The sequence below is a fragment of the Psychrobacter sp. M17(2026) genome (genome assembly GCF_055699815.1).
In genome coordinates, this window is record NZ_CM146741.1 from 1,707,082 (window position 1) to 1,719,232 (window position 12,151).

Sequence of the window (12,151 nt, forward strand, 5' to 3'; positions counted from 1 at the left end):
ACGCGTAGGTTTTAAAGAGTATGAAACCTACTTATCGTAAGAATTAAAAAGAAATTCATAGATAAAGAATAGCCCCTATCGCTCAAAATGGAATTGAGATGCTCATTACTACTCCTAGGTCACTATTAACCCGCTATCGCTATCACTGGATAGCGCTTATCATTGTTCTTATTGTAGTCAGTATAGCTTCGAGTATGGCTATAACTAACACTCGCGTGACAGTTGAGGAGTCACCCTACTGGCAGCAGATAGAAGCGCAAGGTAAAAACCAAGACGTTTATTTCTATGCTTGGGGCGGTGATGCGCAGATAAATGCCTATTTGCAATGGGTCGCTCGTCAAGTCAAAGCTAAGTACAACATTAATCTTGTGCATGTCAAACTCAGCGATACGAGCGAAGCCGTCAGTCGCGTACTGGCAGAGAAATCTGCGAATAATAATAGCCAAGGTAGTGTTGACTTGGTTTGGATCAATGGTGCTAATTTTGCCACTATGAGCGAGCACTCATTGCTACGCAAACAGTGGGCCAATAAGCTCCCTAATTTTGCGCTGACCGATCCTGCTAATAACCCTACCGTAACGCTCGACTTTGGTATTCCGACCGACGGTATGGAATCACCATGGGGTCAGGCATCACTCACTTTTTATTATGATAACTTAGCCATTGATGGCTCAGTAGATAATCAACCGCCGACCACGTTAAGTGAGCTTGCAAGCTGGAGCGCGGCACATCCTGGACGCTTTAGCTATCCAAAGCCACCTGACTTTTTGGGTATGAGTTTTTTGAAGTATGCTTTGATTATGCTGCATGAGCAAAGAGCTGAAAGTATCGAAAAAAACCTATCAGCACAGCTCAATGAGCCTGCAACGGAGCAAAATACAGCGCTGGTACTAGAGCCACTGTGGGCATTTCTGGATGAATTACATCCTTCATTGTGGCGTAATGGCGACTACTTTATGCAAAGTGGGGAGCAGATGCAGCGTTTGGTTGGTGATACTGAGCTGAGCTTGGCGTTTACTTTCTCCGCACCTACTGTGCCAGCAGCCGTACAACGTTACGACTTACCGAAAAGTATTCGTAGCTACGCGATGGATGATGGCAGCTTAAGCAATACTCACTTTGTTGCTATTCCTTATAACGCCAGCCATCAAGCTGGCGCACAACTGGTTGCTAATTTTTTACTTAGCCCTGAGGCTCAGGCACAGAAGCAAATCCCAACGGTTTGGGGTGATCGCACTGTGTTAGTACAATCTACGCTCACTACTGAGCAACAAGCATTATTCAAATCAAGCCAGCCACATCCGAGTGCCCTACCTGTAAATAGCATCAAACGTGTGGTCAGCGAACCGCATCCAAGTTGGGTTGCAGCAATTTTGCAGGGCTGGGAGCAACGTTATGGGGCGAGCTCATGAGTACAACACCTGATAATACGCTCACCAAAGAACCGAACCATAAGGCAGTTACCGGACGATACAAACCTGATCGCTTTACGCGCCTGGTGACTATGAGTCCGCGCCTGTTATTGGTACTTTTGATCGTACCCGTACTTGGGGGTTTGCTCAGTGTGCTATTGCCGGCTTTTGGTTGGGCGCCAGCACTTGAGCAAACAACATTCGGCCTGCAAGGTTTTAGGGCGCTTTGGCAAACGCCAGGTTTGATAAAGATGATCAGTTTAAGTGTAGCAACAGGTTTTATTAGCACTTTGCTGGCCATGATCCTCACTGTGATGATTTTGGCAACCTTTTTTAATAGCCAATGGTTAAACCGTATTGAGCGCTTATTTAGCCCTATCTTGGTGATTCCACATGCAGCGGCAGCGATTGCTGTTGGGTTTTTGATTGCGCCATCAGGGATGTTTGCTCGGCTGATTTCACCTTGGTTGACGGGTTGGGAGCTAGCGCCACAAGGTATACTGCCGCATGATGCTTATGGTATTAGTATTATTCTAGGCTTAACGCTAAAAGAGATGCCTTTTTTAGTACTGATGGCGTTAGGCGTGTTAGCTCAGCCCGAGCTAGGTAAAAAATTGCGCGGGCATTATAAAGTAGCAGTTAACTTAGGTTACTATCCAATGACTGCCTTTTTTAAAGTGGTATGGCCAAGCCTTTATCCGCTATTGCGCCTGCCCTTATTTGCAGTACTCGCTTATGCTAGTGCTAGCGTTGAGATACCTTTAATACTAGGTCCTAATACGCCTCCGACCCTTGCCGTTGCTATCGTACAATGGTTTAATGATGTCGATCTAAACTTGCGGATTAAAGCGTCTGCTGGGGCAGTATTACAGCTTTTATTGACGGGCGGTTTAATTGCCCTATGGATATCTGGCGAAAAAGCAATCAATATCATATCCCGTGGCTCTTTGACCAACGGTCGGCGTCAGTATAACGATACGCTCTGGCAAATGATCACTGTAGTGCTCACCGTTTTAATTATCGGCTTTATAGTACTAGCCATGGCGGGTTTAGTGATGTGGTCTGTTGCAGGCTTTTGGCGTTTTCCAGCGGCGTTGCCAGAGCAGTTAGTATTATTACATTACCAAAGCTCCTTTACACAAATGGGCATTCCGCTGTTTAATACGCTAACCATTGGTTTTATAACCACAGCATTTGCAATTGTACTGACGTTACTATGTCTAGAATCAGAACAATTAACCAATCGAACCATCTCACCGTTTACTAGCTTGATCATCTATTTACCGCTGATGGTACCCAGTATTGCCTTTTTGTTTGGCTTAGTGTGGTTGCAGCAACTAATTAATAATCAAACGGCTTTTTTTAACGTCGCCTTTACCCATTTGCTATTTGTACTTCCCTACATCTTTTTATCGTTATCTAGTAGTTATCGACGCTTAGATCCTCGCTTTGCTAACGTTGCTGCAAGTCTCGGTGCAGCCCCTAGCAAAGTATTCTTTCAAGTAAAATTGCCACAACTTTTTGCGCCTATTTTGATAGCCGTTGCTTTGGGACTAGCGGTTAGTTTTGGACAATATTTGCCGACTTTGCTGGCAGGTGGTGGTCGTATAGCGACGATAACCACTGAGGCCGTTACCCTTGCCAATGGCGCCAGCCGTCGCACTAGTGCTGTATATGCCATTATCCAAATGATTTTGCCACTTGTTGGTTTTGCTTTGGCATGGATATTACCGAAGTATTTGTATAAAAGCGCCAAAGTCTGAATATTCAAGTCAAAGTGGCGAATTGGCACGGTCAAGTGTCAAGGCTTAACAGCAAAAAGTATTAGTACAGATGATCGCTAACAGCTCTTGTGAGATAGAAGTCCACTCTATAAAAGGTATCGGTATGCAATCCGCTCTACAGATAAAAAACTTAACGCTCTATTTGCAAGATAAGCAACTGCTTAGTCTCGATGAGCAAGTCAATGGTGGCGAGATACTCACTATCATGGGACCTTCAGGTAGCGGCAAATCGAGTCTATTGAACTGGCTAACAGGTACGCTTACCAGTAGTTTTAGTGCTCGTGGCGAGATAATATTGGACGGTCAAAGCATTAATCACCTTCCAACTCATCGGCGTCATATTGGGGTGCTGTATCAAGATGCGTTACTGTTCTCGCACTTATCAGTCGCGGGTAATATTGCCTTTGCGATGCCTAAAGCTAATAAAGAAAATGGTAAAAAGATCAATAAAAAACAACGGCTGGAAAAAATAGACGAAGCATTGACGCAATTAGGCTTAGCGGGTATGGGCGATCGTCATCCAGACACGCTCTCAGGTGGCCAACAAGCACGCGTAGCCTTATTACGATTACTGCTTAGCGAGCCAAAAGCTATTTTACTCGATGAGCCGTTTAGTAAGCTTGATACCCAATTAAGAGTCGAGACGCGTCAGTTAGTTTTTGAGCAAATACGTGAGCGCAACTTGCCTGCTATTATGGTCACTCATGATCATAGTGATGCTGAAGCTACACAAGGCAAGGTGATCCAAGTAGCGGTTTAAAACCTTAATATTAGAGTGATAAGTTGTCACTTAAAAGACTTAATGCCAAAAGGTAATGAATGTTAGATAAATATATTACGCCTGTTATTAAGCCTGTACTGTGTCCAGTAGTAAAGAAGCTACATGGCTATGGTATAACGGCGGATCAATTAACCGTCGTCGGTTTTTTGATCGGCATGCTAGCAGTACCACTACTTGCCTTTGAACATTGGTATGCAGCCTTAGCGGCTATTGGTTTAAACCGTATTTTTGATGGGCTCGACGGTGAGCTGGCAAGATATGCTAACCAATGCTCGAGTGCTGGCGGGTACTTAGATATTACCCTCGACTTCTTATTTTACGCAGCGATTCCATTTGGATTTATTCTTGCTGACCCTGCCCAGAACGCTATTGCTGGCGCTTTACTATTAGCGACATTTATGGGTACTGGCTCAAGCTTTTTAGCTTTTGCCATTGCAGCAGAGAAGTTCGATATTGAAAAACCACAGTTTAAATATAAAAGCTTTTATTATCTCAATGGTCTCACCGAAGGCACCGAAACCATTGCGCTTTTTATCGCCTTTTGTATTTGGCCGCAGCATTTCGCCTTGTTCGCGACGCTATTCGCCATTGCTTGTACGATTACTATTTTTACTCGCATCTATGGGGGTTATCACACGCTCAAACGCCAAGAAGCCAATATACAAAGCAATATAAAAACCGAAACGAATGGAGCAACCGATGACACATGAAGTATGGTGGCGACTCGGTTTCTTTTTTAGCGTTTTAGTCATAATGATGTTGCTAGAATGGCGAAAACCAGCACGACAATCGTCCATTAAAAGTAGTAAGCGTTGGTTCGCAAATTTTGGTTTGGTATTTGCCTCATCGCTTATTGCGCGCTTAGCAGTGCCCGTTGGTCTCACTGCAGTAGCACTCTATGCTCAAAAGAATGGTATCGGCTTATTCAATCTAATAGAGTTGCCAAGTATCGTCGTCACTGTAGCAAGTCTACTATTGCTCGACATTTTGATATATTGGCAACATCGACTGTTTCATCGCGTTCCTATTTTATGGCGTTTACATCGGGTCCACCATGCCGACGCGCATGTCGATACCAGTACTGGACTTAGGTTTCATCCGCTTGAAATCGTACTCAGTATTCTCGTAAAGCTGATTGCTGTTATTATCTTAGGTGTGCCTGCGATAGCCGTCCTTATATTTGAGATCGCGCTAAATGGTTTGGCATTGTTTAATCATGCCAATATTCGACTGCCAGCAGCCATTGAAAAGCCAGCCCGCCTTATATTAATGACCCAAATTTTGCACCGCATACATCATAGCCAAGTCGTCAGCGAGACCAACTCAAACTATGGCTTTAGCGTCATTTGGTGGGATAAGTTATTCGGTAGCTATAAAGATGTCGCAAAAAAAACCGATAATCAACTTGATATCGGTTTGATTGAGTATCCTATGGCCAAACAAAACGCTTCATTATGGCGCTTGCTAGTGATGCCATTTCAGAACAAATGAATGGCTTATTAACTGGTTACTGCCCTGTTATTGATATCACCCTGATAAAGCACTTCTAACGATAGCGCCATATCTTCGGCAACTTCATGGACAGCGCGACTATCGACATCACGCTGAGCAAAGGCACGCAAACCCATGACCTCAGCCTGTAAGCGACGCCCAAGACGGATAGGATCTAGCTGTTGATCAATCTCACCTAAACCTTGTGACTCAATAAAGCAGTTCGTAAAATAAGTCTCCATTCCAGCTAACATCGTCTCAACTTTATCCAATGCCAGCTCTTCACGTTGACCCAGCTCTAGTAAGCTCTTGACTAGCATGCAAGCTCGGCTCGGCAATACTTCATCACGTATGCCGCCTAGCAAACGTAGGTATGCGGCTAATCCTAATAATGGTGAGCTATGCGCCTGTAGAATACGTTGCAACTCGACCATGGCTTTGTGCGCATAATGATCAAGCGCTTCTTGAAATAACCCATCTTTGCTGCCAAAAGCGGCATAAATACTGCCTGGTCGCATATCGAGTGCGTTTTCCAAGTCTTTTAATGAGGTAGCATGAAACCCCTTTTTCCAAAACAGCTGTAAAGCTCTATCTAAAGAGTCTTGCCTATTGTGAAGCTGTGCACGAGCCATAATTCCTTCCGTTTTTACAGTCATAAAATTATCTAATAAAGATAAAGTAAAAAATTACTTTGCAATATGAGTGATTACTCAATTTTATCTTGACTCGCTATAACAGTCTAGTTAAAGTTTATAAATAGTGCTTAAGATAGGATAGTCAAACCACATAAGCGTCCACTACCGTCGAGGCTACTTACATGTATAAAAATTTGTTTACTCACAATGGCAGTCTGTCTCAAAAACTCTCAAGTCTAAGCGTGTCTTCTCGATTGCGCATTATGTGGTTATTGATAATCCTTATCTCTTTATTCCTTCTGCTGACCAGTTGTACGCCGCGAGTCTGGAATATGCCAATAACAGAGAAGACAAGTACTCGTTATAATTTTAAAAATAACTTGCCAAGTAATTCAGATGATGTTTTTGTGGTGCTTGCTTTCTCTGGTGGCGGTACGCGCGCAGCAGCACTGAGCTATGGCGTACTCGAAAAGCTACGTGATACGCCAGTGATGATAAATGGCGTGGAGCGCAGGCTACTAGATGAAGTGGACGTCATCTCTTCAGTATCAGGTGGGAGCTACACCGCCGCTTATTATGGCTTATTTGGGGATGAAATCTTTGAGCGATTTGCGCCAGAGTTCTTATATGAGGACTGGCAGTCACGACTGATGAGGCTGGCGATACGACCACAAAGCCTGATAGCGATGAGCAGCTCTGAATATAATCGCGGTGACCTAGTCGCCAATAACTTACATGAGAGCTTATTTCGACAAAAGAGCTTTGCTGACATAGGCCGTGGCAAATTGCCGTTTATTATTCTTAATGCGAGCGACCTAAATAATGCTATGACTTTTTCGTTCACCCAGCAGCAGTTCGATTTTTTATGTTCAGACTTATCTAGCTACCCTGTGGCCAATGCGGTAATGGCATCTTCTTCTGTGCCTGGCATCTTTGCCCCTATTGCCCTACGCAACTTTTCTGACTGTCCTCAGCGTTCTCAGCCTTGGGTCAAAAAAGCGCTAAATCAAGACGATCATTTGCCACGCAGTTATGCCATAGCCCGCGCATTGGATCGATACTCGCAACCAGATCGCATGCCAGTAGTGCGGTTGGTAGATGGCGGGGTCACTGATAATCTAGGCGTACGTGGCTCAATGATGAGCCCTGTGACTCAATACGGTGATGTCCCTAATATGGCAGGTGCGTTCAGTCCTGACAAGTTGCGTCAGGTCAAACAAGTGCTGGTCGTCGTCGCCAACGCCCAAACTTACTCAGAGCATGAGTGGTCCGTTCAGAGCGAAGATCCGAGTTTCATCGAGACTATTTCGGCGGCGAGCGAAGTTGCCTTGGGTACTTTAAATAACGAGACTATTTCATCCGCTAAAAAAGAATTTTTACAATGGGGCGAGCATGTCAACGCTCAGCGTCCAACAGGGTCTCCTCAGGTCGAAGTACATTTTGCTACATTGACCTTTGATCAGATCAAAGATAAAACTAAGCGTGCAAAGTTCGATGCTATGCCAACGACCTTTCGTTTGCAACCAGCGCAAGTTGATGACCTGCGCGCTTTAGGGAATCTATTGATGGATCAATCTGAAGAGTTTCAAGAATTTCGTCAAGCCTTACAGTGATCTAATATTCGCCAGATTCTAATTTTTTATCTAGAATAACAAAAATATTTGAGTGATTACTCAAATTAACTTGAAGCGCTATTCTATCTCCTTTAGAGTGAAGCATTAACACTATAACCAAATATTATAAAATAATGGTAACGAGGATATTCAATGACTCAAAATAAAACTGCGAACGATAAACCTTTTTCTATTCTAGTCTTTGATGTCAATGAAACCTTACTTGATATCGAAACGCTTGCACCTTTGTTTAAGCGCCTATTTGGTCACGAGCGTATATTAAGAGAGTGGTTCGCTCAATTGATACTGTACTCGCAAGCCATGACCTTATCTGGACTTTATACGCCTTTTGGTGAGCTTGGTGTTGGTGCTTTGCAGATGACTGCTGATATTCATAACGTTGCTCTGACAGAGGACGATATTGACGAGCTAAAAGAGCGCATGAGCAAAATGCCTGCTCATCCTGATGCCGTGCCAGCATTGACCCAATTGCGCGATGCAGGGTTTCGCTTAGTTACCCTCACCAACTCATCACCTAGTGAATCTCCTACACCATTAGAAAAAGCAGGATTGAGTGAGTTTTTTGAGCATAATTTTAGCGTTCAAATCGTAGAAAAGTTCAAACCTGCGTCTGAGACGTATCAGATGGTCGCCAAAGAGTTATCAGTCGAGATGTCAGATCTCTGCCTAGTCGCTTGTCATCTGTGGGATACGATTGGTGCGCAAGCAGCTGGCTGTCAAGGCGCGTTCCTCAAGCGCCCTTATAATGCCATGTTGCCTGCGTCTAATGTGCCAATACCAGACTTTATGGCCTTAGATCTGGTCACACTTAGCGATCAGATTATTAAACAGCTTCAAACCTAAAAGGTACTTATACTAAATTTGTTCATTGATAAAAAATATTTCCTATTTGACTAAGCATCAAAGCTCAAGTCAAATCATTCCCTTCAACACAAACGTCAAAGGATAGAACTATGCAAAATGCTAATACCCAAAAACCACAAGCTGGCAGCAAATTCCCTGATATCGAAGTAACCATGCTAAATGGTGATACGAAATCACTTGGCAAACCTGAAAACGGTCATGATTGGAAATTAGTGGTAGTGTATCGCGGTCAACACTGCCCGATTTGTACTAAATACCTTAATCAATTAGAGACGGTCAAGAAATCATTTTATGATACTGGTGTCGATATCATTGCGGTATCAGCGGATAGTAAAGAACAGTTAGAGAGTCACTTAGAAGAGAAGATAGATATCAACTTCCCGATTGCTTATGGCCTAAGCGTTGAGCAGATGAATACTTTGGGGCTTTATATCTCTGACCCACGTTCAGAAAAAGAGACTGACCATCCTTTTGCAGAGCCTGGTGTATTCGTGATTAATGCTAAAGGTGAAATTCATATCATTGATATCTCAAATGCTCCGTTTGCACGACCTGAACTTGAGTCACTGGCAAGTGGCTTAAGCTTTATTCGAGAAAACGACTACCCTATTCGCGGTACCCATATCTAAGCTTAACTTTTAAATAATTATAGAAATTGAGAATAATAAGCTCAATAACTCAACGTTTGCTAGAACCAGCTACTGAAGTCATTCGTTAAACTTGATTTCGGTAGCTGGTTCTACAGTATTGATATTTAATTACCTTTACTACTGTCAAAATAATAATGTTATGGGAACCACTATGCTTAAGTTTTATTTTCATCAGACGCCAAATCCAATGAAGGTTGCGCTATTCTTAAAAGAAACTGGTCTACCCTATGAGCTCATTGCTGTTGATACTATGAAAGGTGAACAGCATACGCCAGAATATCTAACTATTAATCCAAATGCTAAAACACCAGCTATTGTTGACGATGGTAAGCGCGTTTTTGATTCAACCGCTATCTTAATGTATCTCTCTGAGAAAACTGGAAAGTTAGCAGGGAAACCTGAAGATCGCGGTGAGATGTTGTCGTGGTTAATGTTTATAGCGACAGGCTTAGGACCATTTTCTGGTCAGTCGGTACATTTTAGACATAAAGGGCCTGAAAAAGTGCCGTACGCGATCAACCGTTATCTGCGAGAGGCGCAGCGTCACTATGAGGTTTTAGAAAAACACATGGCAGGTCGCGATTATCTGGTTGGCGATGAGTACTCGATTGCCGATATATCTGCGTGGGGCTGGATCGACAAAGCCGCTTTTGTCTTAGGTAATGACGGATTAGAGCATTATCCCAATTTAAAACGTTGGTTTATGAGTATTAATGAGCGTTCTGCTGTACAAGAAGCACGAGAGATTGCGCAAGATATCGAATTCAAAACTGACTTTGATGACGTCGCTGCTCGCGCGCTGTTTCCACAAAATTTTGATAAAAAAGCTTAGTAGCATTTAGCAATGAGCAATTATTAAAAACAGCAATGCAGTCGCTAGTACCTGACGCTGTTGTCCTTGCGCGTCCAATAAGATAGCAGTCTTTGGCACTAGCGAAGATAAGGCTTTGATGCCTGTGCGGGCACGATCAGCCGCTTCTTCGGCCTCTCCAATAACAAGAGCACCGATAGCCGCGACGGACATTAGCATCTCAATTGAAAAAGGCGATCTCGTTAACTTTATAGTTTTAGATAACAGAAACTATATTTGAGTAGATAAATATGCTAATCAAAATTGGCGAGCTTGCCACACGCACAGGTGCAACGGTCGAAACCATTCGCTATTATGAAAAAGAGAAATTGTTACCAGAGCCTGCGCGTAGCCAAGGTAATTATCGGTTATATCGTGAAGCGCATATTGAACGTCTACAATTTATCTTACATTGTCGGACGCTCGATATGACTTTGGATGAAGTACGAACGCTACTTCAGTACTGGGACAAACCTGAGGAGAACTGCGATGAGGTCAATGTGCTATTTGATGAGCATATTGAAGCGGTCAAAATACGTATGGAGGAGTTGGCGCAATTAAAACAGCATCTACTGGTGTTACGACAAAAATGTGCAAGTGCAGCTCCAGCTAAATCATGCGGGATACTGAATGCACTTGCTGATAATTCTTGTCATCACAGTTGATAGCATATCAACCATGACGCAGCTTTGGTGCAAATAGGTGCCTGCTAAATTAAATGCTGGTTAACATCGGCAACCAAAACACCAAAGCTAACAAGGTGATGAATAGTACAGGTGGCGTGATTAACAAACCAACTTTCATATACTGACCCCAGCTGATTTTATAGTCTTTTTCTGCCAGTACATGTAGCCATAACAAGGTTGCCAAGCTACCTATTGGGGTGAATTTTGGCCCCAAATCATTGCCAATGACATTGGCATAAATCATTAGCTCACGCGTAGCCGCTGGTACTTGGGCACTATCAATAGCAAGTGCGCCGATCAGGGTTGATGGCATATTGTTCATGACTGAGGCGACAATAGCGGATAAAAAGCCAGTCCCTAGTGTAGCAACAACATTGCCTTGCTGTCCGAGCCAATTAAGCACTTGCGCCCCGTAAGCGGTCAATCCAGCATTACCTAAGCCATAAACTACCAAATACATCCCGATTGAAAACAACACGATCTGCCAAGGTGCTTTGCGCAAAACATCAGTCACAGACAACTTGGTATCACGGCCGCCTTGCCACCAGCGACCTGCAATGGCCATCAGTACTAGCGCTGCAATACCTGTCACCACTGAAATCACCAGTCCTAATGACTCAGTAGCAAAATAAGCGATAAGTAACAAGGTCAATAGTGGAAAGGCCGCTTTAAAAACTAACGGATCTTTGATAGCGGATTTTGGCAAACTTAGATTATCTATCTCATAATGCTTAGGAATATGACGCGCATAAGCGACCCATAATACTAATAATGTCGCGATAACTGACACTATATTCACGGGCACCATCACCAGAGCATAGCGACCGAAACTAATATCAAAATAATTAGCGCTAACGATATTGACGAGGTTGGAGGTCACTAAAGGTAGGCTTGCGGTATCGGCAATAAAGCCCGTCGCAATAATAAAGGCCAAGGCTGATTTAGGTGCAAAATCAAGGCGTAGTAGAATGGCGATAACAATAGGCGTGAGCAATAACGCCGCCCCATCATTTGCAAAAAAAGCGGCAATAAACGCGCCTAAAATAACAATCATCGGAAATAGCCGTCGACCTTGACCCTTGCCCAATCTAGCGACATGTAACGCTGCCCAACCAAAAAACCCTGCCTCATCCAATATCAAAGAGATGATAATCAGCGCGACAAAAGTAAAAGTAGCATCCCAAACAATGTCCCAGACGACAGCCACATCAGACAACTGCACTACACCGAACAATAGCGCCACTAAAGCGCCACCCATCGCACTCCAACCGATGCCCAGTCCTTTTGGCTGCCATATTACTAAAGTCAAAGTGACAATAAAAATTGCTAATGCGAGCATACAAATGCCTTAATAAAGCAAGGAT

At 43.5% G+C, this 12,151-nt stretch carries 13 protein-coding genes; 10 read left to right on the top strand and 3 right to left on the bottom strand.

Translation table 11 applies throughout. The features are described from left to right. Nucleotides 1–98 precede the first annotated feature (98 nt). The 5 genes from ACR63T_RS07225 to ACR63T_RS07245 all read left to right on the top strand — a co-directional run bounded on the left by ACR63T_RS07225 (nt 99) and on the right by ACR63T_RS07245 (nt 5,468). Nucleotides 99–1,412 (top strand): ABC transporter substrate-binding protein, encoded by a 1,314-nt coding sequence (locus tag ACR63T_RS07225; protein ID WP_472783532.1) that lies wholly within the window; start codon nt 99–101, stop codon nt 1,410–1,412. Continuing rightward, the gene (locus tag ACR63T_RS07230; protein ID WP_472783533.1) at nt 1,409–3,175 is read left to right on the top strand and encodes an ABC transporter permease; all 1,767 of its coding nucleotides are present in this window, start codon (nt 1,409–1,411) and stop codon (nt 3,173–3,175) included. The genes ACR63T_RS07225 and ACR63T_RS07230 overlap by 4 nt, the downstream gene beginning before the upstream one ends. Nucleotides 3,176–3,245: 70 nt before the next feature. Beyond that, nucleotides 3,246–3,956, top strand: a complete 711-nt coding sequence (locus tag ACR63T_RS07235) for an ATP-binding cassette domain-containing protein (RefSeq protein ID WP_472783534.1) — start codon at nt 3,246–3,248, stop codon at nt 3,954–3,956. A gap of 59 nt (nt 3,957–4,015) precedes the next feature. After that, nucleotides 4,016–4,687, top strand: coding sequence for a CDP-alcohol phosphatidyltransferase family protein (locus ACR63T_RS07240; RefSeq protein ID WP_472783535.1), 672 nt, complete (start codon nt 4,016–4,018; stop codon nt 4,685–4,687). Further along, nucleotides 4,677–5,468, top strand: a complete 792-nt coding sequence (locus ACR63T_RS07245; RefSeq protein WP_472783536.1) for a sterol desaturase family protein — start codon at nt 4,677–4,679, stop codon at nt 5,466–5,468. The genes ACR63T_RS07240 and ACR63T_RS07245 overlap by 11 nt, the downstream gene beginning before the upstream one ends. 8 nt (nt 5,469–5,476) lie before the next feature. Here the strand turns inward: ACR63T_RS07245 and ACR63T_RS07250 are convergent, their stop codons facing one another. Continuing rightward, a complete protein-coding gene (locus ACR63T_RS07250; RefSeq protein WP_472783537.1) occupies nt 5,477–6,124 on the bottom strand; it encodes a TetR/AcrR family transcriptional regulator in 648 nt (215 codons plus the stop codon). Between the two features lie 161 nt (nt 6,125–6,285). Here ACR63T_RS07250 and ACR63T_RS07255 point away from each other — a divergent pair, with 161 nt between their 5' ends. From ACR63T_RS07255 to ACR63T_RS07270, 4 genes are all read left to right on the top strand, one after another. Beyond that, entirely contained in the window at nt 6,286–7,716 is a 1,431-nt protein-coding gene (locus tag ACR63T_RS07255) for a patatin-like phospholipase family protein (protein ID WP_472783538.1), read from the top strand. 153 nt (nt 7,717–7,869) lie between these two features. Beyond that, nucleotides 7,870–8,580 (top strand): haloacid dehalogenase type II, encoded by a 711-nt coding sequence (locus ACR63T_RS07260; protein ID WP_472783539.1) that lies wholly within the window; start codon nt 7,870–7,872, stop codon nt 8,578–8,580. A gap of 110 nt (nt 8,581–8,690) precedes the next feature. Then, the gene (locus ACR63T_RS07265; RefSeq protein WP_305898247.1) at nt 8,691–9,230 is read left to right on the top strand and encodes a peroxiredoxin-like family protein; all 540 of its coding nucleotides are present in this window, start codon (nt 8,691–8,693) and stop codon (nt 9,228–9,230) included. A 172-nt stretch (nt 9,231–9,402) separates the two neighbouring features. Next, on the top strand, nt 9,403–10,083 hold the full coding sequence (locus tag ACR63T_RS07270) for a glutathione S-transferase family protein (RefSeq protein ID WP_201573463.1): 681 nt from the start codon (nt 9,403–9,405) through the stop codon (nt 10,081–10,083). A gap of 6 nt (nt 10,084–10,089) precedes the next feature. On the opposite strand, the gene ACR63T_RS07275 is transcribed toward ACR63T_RS07270, so the two are convergent. Continuing rightward, complete coding sequence (locus tag ACR63T_RS07275; RefSeq protein WP_318282056.1) at nt 10,090–10,275, bottom strand: hypothetical protein; 186 nt, start codon at nt 10,273–10,275, stop codon at nt 10,090–10,092. Between the two features lie 77 nt (nt 10,276–10,352). On the opposite strand from ACR63T_RS07275, the gene cadR reads away from it, so the two are divergent. Beyond that, a complete protein-coding gene (gene cadR / locus ACR63T_RS07280; protein ID WP_472783540.1) occupies nt 10,353–10,766 on the top strand; it encodes a Cd(II)/Pb(II)-responsive transcriptional regulator in 414 nt (137 codons plus the stop codon). A gap of 49 nt (nt 10,767–10,815) precedes the next feature. Here the strand turns inward: cadR and ACR63T_RS07285 are convergent, their stop codons facing one another. After that, on the bottom strand, nt 10,816–12,126 hold the full coding sequence (locus ACR63T_RS07285; protein ID WP_472783541.1) for an arsenic transporter: 1,311 nt from the start codon (nt 12,124–12,126) through the stop codon (nt 10,816–10,818). Between the last annotated feature and the right edge of the window lie 25 nt (nt 12,127–12,151).